Source organism: Rahnella sp. RcJ3 (assembly GCF_009498575.1).
GTDB lineage: Bacteria > Pseudomonadota > Gammaproteobacteria > Enterobacterales > Enterobacteriaceae > Rahnella > Rahnella aceris.
In genome coordinates, this window is sequence record NZ_QSNX01000002.1 from 173,439 (window position 1) to 190,657 (window position 17,219).

Sequence of the window (17,219 nt, forward strand, 5' to 3'; positions counted from 1 at the left end):
GTGAGGTAATCATTTCTTCCTTAATTATTTTTTTGATGAATGAAACAAATAGTATTCACCTTTTGGACTGTCCCCCGTAGAGATGATGTTCCAGCCTTTTGACAGATAAAAAGCGACTGATTTTTTACTCTTTACTAAACATTTCAACGACCCCTGACGGGTAAACGTTTCTTCCGCAGCCTGAAGCAATGCTGAACCTGCGCCGGTTCCCTGATATTGCGGATCAACAAACAGGTTATGCAGGAAATTTTCCTGAGTGAAAATTGAGGCGAATCCCAGTAAATGTCCGTCACGTTCTGCCACCAGAATCGTCTCGCCGATCACTGCGCGGTCAAAATCTTCCAGCTGAAAATCGTCTTCCAGCCATGTCCAGGTATGCTTGCGTGAGGCCAGATACAACGTGCGTAAAAACGGGCGGTCTGCTTCTTCATAAGGACGGACAATAAGTGATGAGGACAAGTAAAACTCCTGAGGAAATTTTTCATCAACGTGTGTTGTTCATGTCTGTTTCCTGATACTGCCAGTGAAGCGGAGTGAGTTCAATTACGTTGGCTGATCGGTTTTTTTAACGCATTTCCTGATTGATCTTCTGACCTCCGCCGCCAATAATGTTCCCTTGACTCGGGGTGCCCGCTGCAAAGCAGGGCTGAGATTTTACCCGTATTACCTGATCTGGATTATGCCAGCGTAGGGAAGTCAGGTATCTCTCCTGATACCGCCTTCCTGAGTGCCGGTGGGGAGATTTATGAATACCCGACCTACCTTCTTGCCCGGCGCCTTAGCCGCCACTTCTCTGAAACGACTCCGCCTTTCAGCGCCGCTGGTTCACTGCCTGACCAACGACGTGGTGCAATCTTTTACCGCCAATGTCCTGCTGGCGCTGGGTGCATCTCCGGCGATGGTGGTTGATCCCGCCGAAGCGGCGCAATTTGGCGCCATTGCCGATGCCTTATTGGTGAACGTCGGCACGCTGACACATCCCCATGCCGATGCGATGCGGGCGGCTATTCACGCAGCCACTCAGGCCGGAAAGCCCTGGGTGCTGGATCCGGTTGCTGTCGGCGGTCTGAGCTGGCGTACAGAATTCTGTCGTGAAATCATCACACTTAAACCTGCCGCAATCCGCGGTAATGCCTCGGAAATCCTGGCTCTCAGCGGCCTCAGTGCGTCCGGGCGCGGCGTGGACAGCGGTGATGATTCCCTTTCTGCCTTACCTGCCGCACAGCAACTGGCGCGGGAGACCGGCGCGGTAGTGGCTGTGACGGGTGAAACCGATTACGTCACCGACGGGATGCGCAGTTGGGCGGTGGCTGGCGGACATCCGATGATGACCCGCGTGGTGGGTACCGGATGCGCATTATCTGCGGTGGTGGCGGCCTTTGTGGCTTTGCCGGGTGATCGCCTGGATAACGTGGCCGCCGCCTGCCGGGTGATGTCCTGTGCCGGCGAGCGCGCCTGTGCGGTCGTGAAGGGGCCGGGCAGTTTCACGCCTGAATACCTCGATAATCTGTATTTAATGGGCGAGGAATGGCTGAATGGCGAGGAAATACAATGAAACGTATTAATGCACTGACGATTGCAGGCACAGATCCGAGTGGCGGGGCGGGGATCCAGGCGGATTTGAAAACCTTCTCGGCGCTGGGTGCGTACGGCACCAGTGTGATCACCGCGCTGGTGGCGCAGAACACCCGTGGTGTGCAGTCGGTCTATAACATTGAGCCCGGTTTCGTTTCAGCGCAGCTCGATTCCGTACTGAGCGATGTGCGGATCGACAGTGCGAAAATCGGCATGCTGGCGAACAGTCAGATTGTGGAGGCGGTTGCGGAGCGACTCAGACATTATCAGCCGCCGTTTGTGGTGCTGGATACCGTGATGCTGGCGAAAAGTGGCGATCCGTTACTGCTGCCGGAGGCCGTGGATGCCGTGCGTCGTTTGCTGATCCCGCAGGCTTCCATTATTACGCCAAATCTGCCCGAAGCGGCGGCGTTACTGGACTGTGCGGTGGCGGCGAATGAAACCGAAATGCGTGAGCAGGGAGAAGCCTTACTGGCGATGGGATGTGGTGCCGTGCTGATGAAAGGGGGACATCTGAGTGATGAGGAAAGCCCTGACTGGTTGTTTGTGACCGGTTCCCGCGAGCGGTTTACTGCGCCGCGTGTGAATACCCGACATACCCATGGCACCGGTTGCACGCTGTCGGCCGCGCTGGCCGCGTTACGTCCGCGTCATCACAACTGGGCCGATACGGTACGCGAAGCCAAAGCCTATTTACAGCAGGCGCTGATGCAGGCCGACTCACTGGAAGTCGGCCACGGTATCGGGCCTGTGCATCATTTCCACCGCTGGTGGTAACCGCGGATTATGCCTGGTGCTGGGTTTCGCTCAGCGCCTGTTCAACCTGATGAAATTTCGTCAGCGCCTGTTGCAAATGAACGGCATCAAACGGGTTCAGCGGATAGAATTTTTCTTCTTTACGCGGGCGCAGCATGACGCGGATTTTAGTTGCTGACATCCGTTCAAACAGATAGCTGGCAATATCGTCGTTCTCCTCGTCCTGCCACGACAGCAGCAATGCCGCATGCTCACCGCTGCGGCGGCCAATAAATTGTCCGTGTGACCACAGCCCTTCAAATTCGCCATCCTTTTGCAGTTTTTTGCCACTGAACCACGGTGATTCAGCCAGCGTCAGGAGGGCTTGCGGCGTGATATCCGCATACAACTGGCGCCACTGCGGGCGGTTGTTATCCATCTGCCAGCAGGCCATGCCGAGATAATCGTTCAGTTCACGCCAGTCCTGTTCCAGTTTCTCCCTGAGTTCAGGATCCTGCACATGCATGAACTGTTGCAGGCCGGTCGCCTGATCACCCAGCTTGTTATAGGCAATAACGGTCATGGTGCGGGGCTTACGGCGGAATGTGACCCACAGCAGTACTTTGGGGATGCGGAAAGTGATGGCCTGAACGGTGAGTTTGTAACGGTTGCCACGTGACATCACCAGGCCGCTGGAAGTGCCCCGTTTGTCCTGATAATTTCTCACCAGTACCACGCTGTTCTGTCCCATCCAGCCCGTGACGTAATGTTCTTTTTCGCTTTCTGCCACGTCCAGATCGTGAACGATCTGGGTGATTTTCTCGTTATCGAGCTGGGAGAGGGACAGTGACTGATCGGCACTGTAGTAGCTTTTTTTCAGGGCGGCTGCGGCTGGCATAAAAGTATCCACGATATTGATGTGGTTTACAGCTTACACCAAGTTGTCATACAGATTTTAGGGATAACCCGCAAAATTTGATCGCTGTCGTTCACTGTTTGTGTATTACAACGTCCTTTTACTTACTCGGCATCAAACCAGTCACTGTTCTGTTCAGCAATCGGGGTAATGGTGGAAATCATTTCCTGCAAATGAATGCGGATAGCTTTTTCAGCGGCGTCCGGGTCATGCGCTTTCAGCCCGTCAAAAATCGCATAATGTTGTGCAATCAGATTTTCCGGCGGTGACACTTTACTGAGTGTCAAAAAGCGCACGCGATCCATTGTCGCTTTGATGTGCTCGACGGTTTCCCATGCCAGGCGGCAGTCGATGATCTGCGCAATCGTGCGGTGGAACTCATCATCCAGCAACAGGAATTCCTGCGTTTGCTGACTCTTTGCCGCCAGCGTCTGACGCTCAAGATTATGTTCGAGCAAGGCCAGATCTTTATCGGTGGCGACCATGGCTGCACGGCGTACCACGGCGGTTTCGACTGCTTCGCGAATGAAGCGTCCGTCGGCAACCCGCTTGGAGGAAATTTTCATTACATAGGTGCCGCGTTGCGGTAAAACCTGAACCAGCCCGGCTTCGGCCAGTTTGATAAAAGCTTCGCGAACCGGCTGGCGGGACACATTAAAGCGTGTGGAAATTTCTTTCTCCGACAGGAATGCCCCCGGCGCGATGGCACAGGTGACGATGTCCTGACGCAAGGTGCGATAAATCTGCTGATTAACCGGCACATTACTGAGAAATTCAAAGGAGTCTGTCATGGGCAAAAGTTGTCTTTAAAGTCGGGAAACGACAATACTAACATGAGTTTTCTGATGTTTTTGAGATTGTTAGCGCAAGCTTTCATCAAATTATTGGGAGTTTATATGCTCCCGGCAATACAGCTTTTTATAGGCCGCGGGTGTGATACCCAGCAGTTTACGAAATACCCGGCGAAAATACGCCACATCGTTAAACCCCGTCAGGCGTGCCACGTCCGCCACATTGCCGGTATTGGCCAGTAACAGCTTTTCTGCTGCAGCGACACGTTGTTTATGCAGCGCATCCGTCAGCGTCATCTGAAAGGTCAGGCGGAAAACCCGCCCGAGATAATCCGCGTTACAGTGCAGCCGCTGCGCCAGCTCAGAGGCCCCCAGTGGCAGATGAAACTGTGTGGTGATCAGCTGACGGGCTTTGTAGGCCAGCGCCACGCCGGGGCCGCCGGGTTCGATATTCTCCGGCCAGGCGCGCGAGACTTCCTCTAACAGCAAAATCAGGAACAGCTCAAGAGAATTACCGCCGCGTTCCTGTTCATATAAAAATAATCTGAACAGCGTTAACAGGGTTTCACTGTCCCTGACTTTACAATGCTGTGGAATATTTAGCTGTAAAGAGGGACTATTTTGCTGTGGTTTAATGATTGCTATATCTTCCACAATATCAAAATGCAGCCAGTAAAATTTTAAATCGGGATCAAAGGTTGTGACGCCTTTATGTTCCCTGCCGGGAAATAACAGTAAACTTTCTCCTGTATGCAAATCAAAACGCGTATTTTCTTCCTGTAAAGACAACGAGCCACGGACGACATAAATTAATTCGTGCGAACTCAGACGTCGGGTCGGATGTGTGCCAATTCCTCTGGAAATGAACAGGCCACCGTTTTGCACTTTAACCGGGTAATTTACGGAGAACGTAAGCATTTCAGGCATTTTAAGGCACTCATCAGGCAAGTTTTGCCTGACAGTAGCACAGGAAACGTGCACCACCAGCCGGGCATGAAGAGGTTTTGATCTGCTTCACAGATTCTGGATGTGAGTCGGAATTGTCCCGTTTAACTACTTTTCTCTCCTCTTGTTGGCATGAGAACCCTATGCCAGATTTATGGCGTACCTTATTTAATCTCAGGGCTGATACGAATAATTAGCCTTATTCATTGTGTTCCTACAGCTTATAAATAACGATATAAAAGCGAGGAAAGATAATGCCAACAGATTCAGTTAATACAGGTTCTGCACCGGTAAACGGTGAGGACAGAATACTTTCTGCTAATGCCAAACTTTCTGTCAGTGAAAAAATCGGTTATGGATTAGGTGATGCCGGTGGCACGATAATTACCTGTCTTATCACCAGTTTTCTGACATTCTTTTATACCGATGTTTTCGGGCTAACACCTGCGATTGTCGGTACGCTGTTTATTTCGCTGCGAGTGATTGACGCGATTTCCGATCCGCTGATGGGCATTCTGGCTGACCGCACGCAAAGCCGCTGGGGACGTTTTCGTCCCTGGCAGTTATGGATCGCGTTGCCTATTGGCGTGGTCGGATTTCTCACTTTTACGGTACCCGGCCTGAGTGGCGATGCCAAAATTGCCTACGCCTTCTTCACCTATTTCCTGCTCTCCGTGTCCTATACGGCAATCAACGTGCCGTACTGCGCGCTGATTAACACCATGACCACTGATCATCGCGAAGTGATGTCTTGTCAGTCGTGGCGCTTTGTACTGTGCGGCGTGGCGGGCTTTATGGTTTCCGTCGGGCTGCCGTGGCTGGTGCAGGTGTTGGGTAAAGGCAATGCGGCGGTGGGATATCAGCAGGGCGTAGGGTTGCTTTGCGCGGTTGCTGTGGTGATGTTCCTGTGGTGCTTCTTCACGGTACGCGAACGCCTGCCCCTTGCACTGCTCGGGCAATTCAGCGTTAAGGAACACATTCGCGGCATGCTGAAAAACGATCAGTTGCTGCTGGTTTTACTGATGTCTTTCCTGCTGATCAACGTGTTCAATCTGCGTGGCGGCGGCTACATGTATTTCATCACTTATGTGCTGAAAGGCGGGGCGGGCTACGCCTCTATGTTCTTCGGCATGGTAACGCTGGCATCCATTCTTGGCGCGGTGATCGTCAATCAGCTGACCAAATTTATCGACAGCGTGCGGCTGTATATGTTGACTAATCTGGTACTGGCGGTGTTTTCCCTGATGCTGTGGTTTGTCCCTGCCGGTGAACATTATCAGACGCTGTGGCTGGGTATCATCTTTGTACACTGTGTGATCCTCGGGTTCACCTTGCCTCTGCACTTTTCCATCATGGCGTTCGCCGACGATTACGGGCACTGGAAAAATGGTATCCGTTCCTCCGGCATGAACTTTGCCTTCAATTTGTTCTTTATCAAACTGGCCTGGGCATCAAGTGCCGGGATCATCAGCCTGGTCTTTATTCTGGTCTCTTATCAGGCTGGCGCAGAGCATCAGACTGCAGCGTCGCTCGGCGGGATCACTTTGCTGGAAACATTGTTGCCTGCGGCGATGCATCTGCTGCTGGCGGGAACGCTGATGTTTTGCAAACTCGATAACAAATTGCTGTCGCGGATGTCGCACGATTTGGCCGAAAAAATCTAATTTACTGTTTTTCAGGAGGTTGTATGCCGTTTTCTCCGGTTGATTCTTTAGAAGTGCCTTTGCAAAAAGTGAATGTTTCCGATGCGTTCTGGCTGGAATATCAGCGACTGGTAAAAGATGTGGTGGTGCCGTATCAGTGGAAAGCGCTCAACGATGACGTCGCCGACGCCGAACCAAGCCATGCGATTGAAAATTTCCGGATTGCCGCCGGGCAAAGTGATGGCGAGTTTTATGGCATGGTTTTTCAGGACAGCGACGTGGCTAAATGGCTGGAAGCGGTGGGGTATTTGCTGGCGAAAACGCCGGATCCTGCGCTGGAAGCAACGGCGGATCAGGTGATCGAGCTGGTCGGCGCGGTGCAGCAACCTGACGGCTATCTGAACACGTATTTCACCGTCAAAGAGCCGCAACAACGCTGGGCCAATCTGGCTGAATGTCACGAACTTTACTGCGCCGGACATCTGATTGAAGCGGGTGTGGCCTATGCGCAGGCGACCGGCAAAACCCGGTTACTCGAGATTGTCTGCAAACTGGCGGATCACATTGCAGACGTTTTCGGGCCGGGCGAACAGCAACTGCATGGCTATCCGGGGCATCCGGAAATTGAACTGGCGCTGATGCGTTTGTATGAACAAACCGCCGAAACGCGATATCTCGAACTGACCCGCTATTTTGTTGAACAGCGCGGCACACAGCCGCATTTCTACGATATCGAATATGAAAAACGTGGAAAAACCTCGCACTGGAATACTTACGATCCGGCGTGGATGGTGAAAGACAAAGCCTACAGTCAGGCGCATATACCGGTGGCTTTGCAGACAACGGCCATCGGGCACGCGGTGCGTTTTGTGTATCTGTATGCCGGTGTGGCGCATCTGGCGCGGTTGAGTCAGGATCAGGAAAAACGCGAGGTGTGCCAGCGATTGTGGGAAAACATGACCCAGCGGCAGATGTACATCACCGGTTCAATCGGCTCGCAAAGCAGCGGTGAGGCGTTTTCTTCCGACTATGATTTACCCAACGACACGGCTTACACCGAAACCTGCGCATCGATTGGCCTGATGATGTTCGCCAACCGTATGTTGCAGATGGATTCTGACAGCCGTTATGCCGATGTGATGGAACGTGCGCTTTATAACACTGTGCTGGCCGGTATGGCGCTCGACGGCAAACATTTCTTTTATGTGAATCCTCTGGAAGTGCATCCGAAAAGCATTCCGTTCAACCATATTTATGACCACGTAAAACCGGTGCGTCAGCGCTGGTTCGGCTGTGCCTGCTGTCCGCCGAATATTGCGCGTCTGCTGGCGTCGCTCGGCCATTATATCTATACCCAGCGTCCGGACGGTGTGGATATCAATCTGTATATCGGCAGTGATGTCGAAGCGACCATCGGCGGAAAGGCGTTGCGACTGAAACAGTCCGGCGGTTATCCGTGGGCAGAAGGCGTGCTGATTGAAATCGATACCGATCAGCCACTGGAAGCCACGCTGGCGCTGCGTTTACCTGACTGGTGCGCCAGTCCGCAGGTCACGCTCAATGGCAACCCGCTTGAACTGACCAGCCTGACGCAACGTGGATATTTGCGTTTGACGCAGGAATGGCAGAAAGGCGATCGCATTGAAATGATGCTGCCGATGCCGGTGATGCGGGTGAAAGGCAACGCGCTGTTGCGGCATGTCGCGGGGAAAGTGGCAGTGCAGCGCGGGCCGCTGGTGTATTGCCTTGAGCAGGCTGACAACGGCAGTGAACTGCATAACATCCGCCTGCCGGGTGATGCGCAATTCCGTCTGATTTCCGGCAGCGGATTGTTCGCCGGTAAAACCTTATTGCAGACACAGGGCGAACGCCGGACATCCGTTCAGGCCAGTCAGCAGCCACTGTATCGTTACAATCCGCCAGCGCAACAAACGGTACCGCAAACCATAACCTTTGTGCCGTACTTTACCTGGGCGAATCGTGGGGAAGGAGAGATGCGGGTTTGGGTGGACGAATAAAACCGTCATCCTTCAGCCTGTTTCACGCGTCTGATCCCGGATAACCCCTGGACCAGACGCGCTTTATCCACTTCGGTTAGCTGCGGCGCATGCAGCAGAATCATAATCTCTGATTTATCTTCCTCACTGAACCCGCCGGCCAACAGGCGCTGACTAATGGCGCTCAAAATTTGCTTATCCTGTGCAGAGATGGAGTCCCTGACCCTATCGAGGCTTTTCGGTTTGTCCCCCATATCGGGCTGCGATAACCAGTCAGCAAAATAGCGGTACTGGATAGCTTTGGCGACGTCCATCTGCGCCTGAATAAAAGGAAGCACCGAGTGCGGGTCAAGTCCTGCCTCTTCCGCTTCAGCCTGCGCGAGAGAGAGAACCTTCTTTTCACGCACCAAATCTTCGACCGGTAAATGATTTGCCGCTTTATAAGCCGCCACGTCTTTCATATCCACCATGCGTTCGTTCATCGCCGTTGTGAGAGAAGAGATCGCTGTGGCCGGCACCGATGCCGCATAAACTGAGCCCACCATAAATAACGAAGACAAAAACACCATGATATAAGCCATAACACCCTCAGTTGCGTCAGGAAGAATAAGGAATTTACTTTGCCATCAAAATAATACCGCAGTGTTACAAAGATTCATGCATTACGCCTGAAATGTGCTCTGACGGCTTTTGAGTGATGGGCAGTATGGCAAGCATGGCGTACCGGGTACAGATTGTGCAGATGGCGGAAAGGGCGCTTCTGGAATGAACGGCATCGCGTTAATGTAAGATTACAATCAGCAAATAGGGAAAAATGCCGCTCCCCTGTGGCAGGGAGCAGCATTGGTATTCAGAATATCAGTTGTGAGACAGAGTGGAGTCGGGCAGGTGTTTTGGCGGTTTAATCACGAAGAACACCAGCATTGCACCCAGTGCGGCGACGCCGCCAGCGAGAATAAAGGCACTGTCAAAACGTCCGGTGTTTTGCACAATGAAACCCGTCACGACCGGACCAATGATGCCCGAGACGCTGCCGACCAGATGAATAAATCCGCTGGTGCCGCCGACGCGGGATTTATGCACCACATCCTGAATAATCGCCCAGTAGATCGCACCGGTGGTATACAGGAAGAAAATAGACACTGACATCAGAATGACTGCCGGCACCACGCTGGTGACAATACCGGCGAGGGCGACACAAATAGCCGCGGCTAACAGGCTGACCACTAATATAATTTTACGCGACAATAACAAACGGCCGGTAATATTGAAAATCTTATCAGAAATATAACCGCCCAATGCCAGGCCGACAAAACCGACAATCCACGGAATAACCGTTGTCAGACTCATCTCTTTGATATTCAGGCCATGTGCCTGAACCAGGTAAGCCGGGAACCAGCTGAGGAAGAAAAATAAAATATAGTTGTAGCAGAAGAACGCAAATGCCGTAACCAGAATAATCGGCTGACGTAAATAATAGCCCAGACCATGTGCGGCCTGCGCCATATTCTCTTCTTCGCTTAAATGCTCGTTCTTCATTTCATCAACTAAACGCAATTCTTCCGGTGAAACGCGTTTACTTTTCAGCGGATTATCGGCAACGGTAAAGAACCACACGACCATCCAGACGATCCCGATACTGGCAATGACCATAAACGCCGGACGCCAGCCGAAGGAAATCGCCAGATACCCGACAATCGGCCCGGCCACTGCACCGCCGAGGGGAGAACCGGCGCTGAGCAAGCCCATCGCGGTTGCTGCCTGTTTCTTCGGGAACCAGCCGTTAATCATCTTATTTGCTGAGGCGCAGATCGGTCCTTCGGCCATGCCGAATAATACCCGTAAAATAAGCATGGAATAAAAACCGGTCGCGATAGCGGTCATGCCGCAAAATACTGACCATAAGCCGACGGCTAATCCCATTACCAGCGTCGGACCGAATTTATCCACGGCCAGGCCACCGATAAAGTTAAATATTGCGTAACCAAAGAAGAAACTGCCAAATATCATGCCGAATTGTTCGGGGTTAATGGTCAGTTCTTTTTCTATCATAGGCACAGTAATCGACAGCGCAACGCGGTCGAGGTAATTGATCATGTAAACCAAGAACAGCAAGAATACGATGATCCAGCGTAGGTTCTTAAACATAAATGTATGCTCCACTTGTAGGTGTCGTTTTAATAGTGTTGCGTTTTTATAGGTAGAATATGAGGTACGGGAGACGGGAAGATATTTGAAATCTTCCCGTCTTGTATAAAAATAATCAAAAAATCAGAATGTCAGTAAAACCTTGCAGCAGGAACGCTGATCTTTCTCAAACAGCGTTAATGCCGCTTCCACTTCGCTGGCGGGCATCCAGTGCGTCACCAGTTTTTCGGGTGCGATTTTTCCCTGCTCCATCCATTCAATCACCTGCGGGAACCGGTGACTGTTCAGGCGTGAAGAAAACAGTGAAATCTCTTTGCTGGTAATGCTTTGCTGCGTGACCAGGCTGGGCTCGCCGGAGAAACCCATCATACCGATACGTGCTGCCGGAGACGCCAGCAGAATAGCTTCCTGCAAAATCGCCGGATGGCAGGCGGCATCGACGATGAGCGTTGGTCGCACACCTTCAGCGGCCAGTTCATCAGCCACGCTGCGTTCGCTATTGTTGATGATCCAGTCTGCGCCGCTGGCCTGCGCCATCTGCAACCGTTCGTCGATACGGTCAGCGACAATTACTTTCTGCACACCATAAACGCCTTTCAGCACCTGAATCACCGTCAGCCCCATCGGGCCGGCGCCGTATATCAGCGCGGTATCCTGCGGTGTCGGTTGTAGAAACGCCGTGATATTGGCCGCGATAGTAAACGGCTCGACCATACTGGCGAGTTTGTCCGGGATTATTTCCGGCACCACATAAGCGTTTTTCGCTGGCGCACAGGCGTAATCACTGAAACCGCCGTCGCGGTGGACGCCGATAACCTGCAGTTCTGCACAGACATTCGGGCGGCCAATCGAGCACGGATAACAATGTCCACAGCTGACGACCGGATCGATAACCACGCGCTCGCCGATACGTTTGACGTCTACGCCTTCACCGACGCTGTCGATGTGGCCGAAAAACTCATGGCCGATTACCCGTGGATATTTCGCAAACGGATTGTGACCGTGATAAATATGAACATCTGAACCACAGATGCCCGCGTGACTGACCCGAACTCGTACCTCACCGGCGGCAGGTACCGGCAAAGCACGTTGCTCGATGACTAACTTTCCAGGTTTCTGAATAACGACACTGTTCATTTTTCGCTCCCTCACCAGTTCCACAAAGTGCCGTCTTCCAGACGGGCCACCGGCAGATACGCCGGTTCGTACGGATATTTCGCGGCCAGCTTTTCGTCAAACTCAATGCCCAGCCCCGGTTTTTCGCCCGGGTGCATGTAGCCGTTGTCGAACGTCCAGTTATGCGGGAAGACTTCCAGCATTTGCTCGGAATAACCCATGTATTCCTGCACGCCGAAGTTCGGCACCCACAGGTCGAAGTGCAGGGCTGCGGCCATACAAATCGGCGAAAGGTCAGAAGGGCCGTGGGAACCGGTACGCACCTGATGCAACGAAGCGAAATCAGCGATGCGGCGCATGCCGGTGATACCGCCAGCGTGCGTCAGTGTGGTGCGGATATAGTCGATAAGCTGTTCTTCGATAAGTTGCTTGCAATCCCAGATGCTGTTGAACACTTCGCCGACCGCAATGGGGGTCACTGTGTGCTGGCGGATCAAACGGAAGCATTCCTGATTCTCAGCGGGGGTCGGATCCTCCATCCAGAACAGGCGATATTCTTCGATGCTTTTGCCAAAGCGCGCTGCTTCGATGGGCGTCAGACGGTGGTGCATGTCGTGCAGCAGATGTTCGTCGAAACCGAATTTATCACGCACGGCTTCGAACAGTTTTGGCGTGAAATCGAGGTATTTTTCCGTCGACCACAACTGCTCTTCCGGCCAGTTACCTTTCGTCGCCGGTTCGTAGGCCAGACCTTTGCCTTTCGCCATGCCGTAAGTCGTTTTCATGCCCGGAACACCGCATTGTGCGCGGATCGCCTTGAAACCGAGCTCTTTATGTTTGGCGTAATCGTCGAGCACTTCATCAATGGAATGGCCGGTGGTGTGGCAGTAAACCATGACGCCGGTGCGGGATGCGCCGCCGAGCAACTGGTACAACGGCATGTTGGCGGCTTTGGCTTTGATGTCCCATAACGCCATGTCCACGGCAGAAATCGCCGACATAGTGACCGGACCGCGACGCCAGTAAGCGCCTTTGTAGAAAAACTGCCAGATGTCTTCAATCTGATGCGCATCACGGCCAATCAGTTGCGGACACACATGATCTTTCAGATATGACGCGACCGGTAACTCGCGACCGTTCAGCGTGGCATCACCAATGCCAGTCAGTCCGCTGTCAGTGGTGATTTTCAACGTAACAAAGTTGCGTCCCGGACAAGTGACAAAAACTTCAGCATTCACGATTTTCATCGGTTACGACCTTCTGCAGTAAAAGTAGGATGCATTTTCTGTGGTTATAAATACGCCTTATCCTAACTACCATACAAGTATGTTTATCGTTTTTTGCCGGAGAGGATCACACTTTGTGAGGGAAATGTTGCGGGGATTAAAAACAAAACGCCTGCTATTAACAGGCGTGATTTGACGTGAAAGAGCGGGAACTATTCCGCCAGCCGTACCACTTCATCCCATACGGCTTCATCGACCGGGATGCCCAAACGGTGGTTTTCTTCGCGGTTGGAAGCGGCAGTCTGGCCCGGATAACGGACATCGCGGCTGTTTTCTGCGGGGTCGGACTGATTCACATAGTCTGCAACGCTGTCGGCCATGCGTTCGGTGAATTCGGCACCACCGAGTTGTGTCGGGTCAAACACCATAAAAATCTGGCTGGCGCCGGTACAACTGCCTTTGCCTATTTTGTCGATCTCATTGGTGGGCGATCCGGCAGATAACAGCGCGGCCATAGCATCGAGCACAATTGCCAGGCCGGAGCCTTTCCAGTAACCCGTCGGTAAAATACGCATGGAGGCCTCGATTGGGCCAGGATCGTCTGTGAGATTCCCCTCTTTATCGTAGCCGCCGGGGAACGGCAGTTTTTCCTTTTTCAGCCGCGTGACCTGCAATTTACCGTAGGAATATTGTGACATCGCCATATCCAGCACGATCGGGCCTTTGGCCCGGGGCACGGCCATCACGAACGGGTTGTTGCCCACGCGGGGGTTTTTGCCGCCCCACGCAGGCATACAGGATTCAGTATTCGTCCAGCAAATCGCCGCCATGCCTTGTTTTGCCGCATGCCAGCCATAACTTCCGCCACGCATCCAGTGGCTGCTGTTTTTCAGTGCGACAATGCCGACGCCGTATTCTTTTGCCATCTCCGCCGCTTTTTCGACGGCAAACAGGGCGTTGGTAATGCCGATCCCGCGGTTACCGTTGTAGATGGCGATGGCGCCAAGGGATTTTTCCAGCTCTGGTTTGGCATGAATATCAATCCAGCCTTTTTTAACGTAATCGACAAAGCGCGCCACACGGTTCAGCCCATGGGATGAAATGCCGTCGCAACTGGACTCTGTGTGGATTCGTGCACAGGTATGTGCGCTTTCTTCATCCAGACCGGCTTTTTGCAGGGCGCGGAAGATGGTCTGTTGCATCATGCTGAATTCAATTCTTGGCATGGTTGGCTCCGGTTGAGAGATCATCAGGCGTCAGAGGGGATAATTCTTCTGTCTGGATAAGAATATTATTATCACCCCAACATTTTTCGTATGGCCAGCCGGTAAGTTGCTCGGCAACTAAACGGGCTTCTGGTGTAACATCGTATTTACTGCCGCCGGCTTTCAGCCGCTCAATTTCACTGACCAGCAACGCATGGTTATGTCGGGTGAGACGGAATTTCATTGAGCTGTATAACCCTACCAGCAGGAAAATGACGGAACCTGCGCCAAATACCAGCGTGATGCCGTAAACAGCTTCGACCGGTTGCGTTGCGCTTTTCGGTGTAAATCCGTAATGCTGTAATAACAGGCCAACTCCAAATAACGCCACCGCCTGAACGGCTTTGCGTACAAATGTCATTACCCCGGCGAATATCCCTTCGCGCCGTTTTCCGGTCAGCATTTCATCCACATCGGGAATAAAGCTGTAGATATTCCAGCAAACATAACTGGTACCCGAACGGCCAACGCCCATTAAAATGACGGAGAGATAAAGCAGCGCCATATTAAAAGGCAATTGTAATAAATGAATGGCTAAAAATAACCCGACACTGCCCAGCATAAATAGCTGTGCGATGCGGTAAGAAGCCCCGTTGCCTAATTTCATACACAGGATAATAAACAAGGCGACGCAGACAAACTGCACCAGAGTCATTAACGTCATGGCATTCGACGCGGTCACGGCGTTTTGCCCGAGGACAAAAATAATGTAGTAGGCCAGCACCGCACCGAGCACGTCGAGGGCGACATAACCGCCAAGATACATCCCGACATGCTGACGGAAGGTGCGGACTTTCATTGTCGAAATCAGTGATTTAAACAGATGTTTCATGTCACGGCGGAAAGAAAGTTTCGGCGCAGCGACATCAACCGGGATCGGACGCTCCCAGGTGTAGAAGTAAAGCATCAGGATCACCACGGCAAACAGCACGCCAAAAATCACCCCCATAATCAGAAACGATGACGATGAATCTTCACCGAGATAGGCAATGATCCGGCCGGGTAACCAGGCCGCTAATATCGCGGCACCGGTAGAGAAGAACATTCTGACGCCGGTCAGTTTGGTGCGCGTTTTAAAACTGGATGTCATTTCCGCTGCCAGTGTTTCATAAGGCACAATTGCCAGCGTATAAGCAGCATAGAATAGAATATAAGTGAAAAGGTAGTACCAGAATCCCATGCCGCTGACCCACATAATAATGTAGGTCACCATAATCAGCGGAGCACCAAATAAGAAGAAGAAACCGCGGCGGCCGTATTTTTTACCCAGCGGATTACGATAGAAATTATCCGTGACATACCCCATAAGCGGATCGAAAAAAGCATCCAGCAGACGTGCTGTCGCAATAACGGCACCGGCCTCTGCGGGGCTTAATCCTGCATAGGTAGTATAGAAAAACATTATCCACAGACCCAAAACCGCAAAACAACCGCCGCCGAAGAAATCTCCTCCGCCGTAAGCCAGCATATTTTTTACCGATATCGGTCTTTCTTTATCGTGATTAATCATACTACCCCTGCATTCCGTCACCGGATAAATAAGAGTCGTAAAAATAAATACGTCGTTTTTGCCCGCAAAAAATTCATGAATGAATTATTCAGCGACATCGGCAGATTAAAATTAGGTAATGCACTTCTACCATACAAGTATGTGAAGTGGGTTTTATCGGATGGGATCACAAAAATAAGGGCAGAATTCCTCTGTACTGCAAGATGGATCACAGTACAGAGAATGAACAATGAGAAGGGGTAATATCAGCCGAGCAGTTCGCATTGAGGGGGTAAGCGGCACTGAATGGCATCAGGCAACACTTCGATACGGAACTGTTTGCCGGTCAGCGGTTCGCCGTCGAGGTTGAAGGTCATGTCGTGCGGCGCGGTGATTTCGAGCCACGGCAGACTGGCAGAAAGGATGTTTTTATTTTCTTCATTGCTGAGCAGACTGCGCAGGAATGAAGGCAGCAGCTCTTCTGATGTCAGAAGGCGTAGCTGCAACAGGCCGTCGTTGATCAGCGCGTCCGGGCAAATTTGTTGCCCGCCACCGGCCTGTCGGCCGTTACCGATGCCGATAACCAGCGCATCGCCTTCCCACTGAAAATCAGGGCCTTTAATTTCGCAGCGGTCAGCTTTGAGCGTATCCAGGCGTAAAAGTCCGTGGATGAAATAGGAAACACCACCCAGAGCTGCTTTCAGTTTTTCCGGTGTTTCCGTAGTGATACGCGTCCCAAAGCCGCCGGTCGCCATGTTGATGAAGAAATGCTGGCTGTTGACGCATGCCAGATCAATATCGACGGCCCGGCCTTTTACCGCCAGTTGTAACGCCTGTTCAGGCGTAGGGGGAATACCGCAGGCGGTGGCGAAATCGTTCGCCGTCCCCAGTGGCACAATCCCCAGTACAGGTCTGACACCGTCAATTTGCGCCAGCGCACCTGCCACTTCGTTAATGGTGCCATCACCTCCACCGGCGATCACGGTTTCACAGCCCAGTTCTATGGCTTCAGCGACATAACGCGCCGCATCACCGTGTTCCCAGGTGACCCGTACTTCCAGCTTCACGCCTTCGGCACGCAGCGCGTTCACCGCTTCGCGCAGTTCTTCGATGGCTGCACCTTTTCCATTTAAAATCAGCAGTGCTGTGGTCATGTACGCTCCTTTTATCTATACATAACAACAATAGATGATTATGACCGTATTTGGCTATCGGATAAATCAGTGAAGCATTCTTTCTGGTATTAAATAATTGCAGTTAAAGTCATTCAATAAAACACTTATTTATCTGCAAATGATTTTTTATTTTGAGGGCGGAAAGAGGTTATTTGTTCACTGAATGGGAGAACAGAGAATTGCCCGAATACCAAAAGA

Annotated in this window: 15 protein-coding genes and 1 riboswitch; of the genes, 4 read left to right on the forward strand and 11 right to left on the reverse strand. The window is 52.0% G+C overall.

The genetic code is table 11. From position 1 onward, the window contains the following. Positions 1-24: 24 nt before the first annotated feature. On the reverse strand, positions 25-459 hold the full coding sequence (locus tag DXU84_RS03425) for a GNAT family N-acetyltransferase (protein ID WP_013574390.1): 435 nt from the start codon (positions 457-459) through the stop codon (positions 25-27). A 153-nt stretch (positions 460-612) separates the two neighbouring features. Beyond that, positions 613-711, forward strand: a riboswitch (TPP riboswitch). A 34-nt stretch (positions 712-745) separates the two neighbouring features. Here DXU84_RS03425 and thiM point away from each other — a divergent pair. After that, a complete protein-coding gene (gene thiM, locus DXU84_RS03430; protein WP_015689479.1) occupies positions 746-1,555 on the forward strand; it encodes a hydroxyethylthiazole kinase in 810 nt (269 codons plus the stop codon). Continuing rightward, complete coding sequence (gene thiD, locus DXU84_RS03435) at positions 1,552-2,352, forward strand: bifunctional hydroxymethylpyrimidine kinase/phosphomethylpyrimidine kinase (protein WP_015689480.1); 801 nt, start codon at positions 1,552-1,554, stop codon at positions 2,350-2,352. Before thiM ends, thiD begins: the two co-directional genes overlap by 4 nt. A gap of 7 nt (positions 2,353-2,359) precedes the next feature. Here thiD and DXU84_RS03440 read toward each other — a convergent pair whose 3' ends face one another. From DXU84_RS03440 to DXU84_RS03450, 3 genes are all read right to left on the reverse strand, one after another. After that, on the reverse strand, positions 2,360-3,208 hold the full coding sequence (locus DXU84_RS03440) for a hypothetical protein (RefSeq protein ID WP_119261351.1): 849 nt from the start codon (positions 3,206-3,208) through the stop codon (positions 2,360-2,362). Positions 3,209-3,330: 122 nt separating this feature from the next. Then, positions 3,331-4,017 carry a GntR family transcriptional regulator gene (locus DXU84_RS03445; protein WP_013574394.1) on the reverse strand — a complete coding sequence of 229 codons (687 nt, stop codon included), beginning with the start codon at positions 4,015-4,017 and terminating at the stop codon, positions 3,331-3,333. Positions 4,018-4,107: 90 nt separating this feature from the next. Next, positions 4,108-4,935, reverse strand: a complete 828-nt coding sequence (locus DXU84_RS03450; protein WP_199533867.1) for an AraC family transcriptional regulator — start codon at positions 4,933-4,935, stop codon at positions 4,108-4,110. A 281-nt stretch (positions 4,936-5,216) separates the two neighbouring features. On the opposite strand from DXU84_RS03450, the gene DXU84_RS03455 reads away from it, so the two are divergent. Then, entirely contained in the window at positions 5,217-6,626 is a 1,410-nt protein-coding gene (locus tag DXU84_RS03455) for an MFS transporter (RefSeq protein ID WP_153374845.1), read from the forward strand. 23 nt (positions 6,627-6,649) lie between these two features. After that, a complete protein-coding gene (locus DXU84_RS03460; protein ID WP_153374848.1) occupies positions 6,650-8,623 on the forward strand; it encodes a glycoside hydrolase family 127 protein in 1,974 nt (657 codons plus the stop codon). 5 nt (positions 8,624-8,628) lie between these two features. On the opposite strand, the gene DXU84_RS03465 is transcribed toward DXU84_RS03460, so the two are convergent. From DXU84_RS03465 to yegS, 7 genes are all read right to left on the reverse strand, one after another. Then, the gene (locus DXU84_RS03465) at positions 8,629-9,183 is read right to left on the reverse strand and encodes a chorismate mutase (RefSeq protein WP_112151278.1); all 555 of its coding nucleotides are present in this window, start codon (positions 9,181-9,183) and stop codon (positions 8,629-8,631) included. Between the two features lie 277 nt (positions 9,184-9,460). Further along, on the reverse strand, positions 9,461-10,750 hold the full coding sequence (locus DXU84_RS03470) for an MFS transporter (RefSeq protein WP_015689485.1): 1,290 nt from the start codon (positions 10,748-10,750) through the stop codon (positions 9,461-9,463). Positions 10,751-10,873: 123 nt separating this feature from the next. After that, the gene (locus tag DXU84_RS03475; RefSeq protein ID WP_013574400.1) at positions 10,874-11,887 is read right to left on the reverse strand and encodes a Zn-dependent oxidoreductase; all 1,014 of its coding nucleotides are present in this window, start codon (positions 11,885-11,887) and stop codon (positions 10,874-10,876) included. Positions 11,888-11,898: 11 nt separating this feature from the next. After that, positions 11,899-13,113 (reverse strand): D-mannonate dehydratase ManD, encoded by a 1,215-nt coding sequence (gene manD / locus DXU84_RS03480; protein WP_153374850.1) that lies wholly within the window; start codon positions 13,111-13,113, stop codon positions 11,899-11,901. Between the two features lie 191 nt (positions 13,114-13,304). Further along, positions 13,305-14,318 carry a 3-dehydro-L-gulonate 2-dehydrogenase gene (gene yiaK, locus DXU84_RS03485; protein WP_153374852.1) on the reverse strand — a complete coding sequence of 338 codons (1,014 nt, stop codon included), beginning with the start codon at positions 14,316-14,318 and terminating at the stop codon, positions 13,305-13,307. After that, positions 14,305-15,867: an MFS transporter gene (locus tag DXU84_RS03490; protein ID WP_153374854.1), complete on the reverse strand. Its 1,563-nt coding sequence runs from the start codon at positions 15,865-15,867 to the stop codon at positions 14,305-14,307. Before DXU84_RS03490 ends, yiaK begins: the two co-directional genes overlap by 14 nt. Positions 15,868-16,112: 245 nt before the next feature. Further along, positions 16,113-17,000, reverse strand: coding sequence for a lipid kinase YegS (gene yegS, locus DXU84_RS03495; RefSeq protein ID WP_013574404.1), 888 nt, complete (start codon positions 16,998-17,000; stop codon positions 16,113-16,115). Positions 17,001-17,219: the final 219 nt, after the last annotated feature.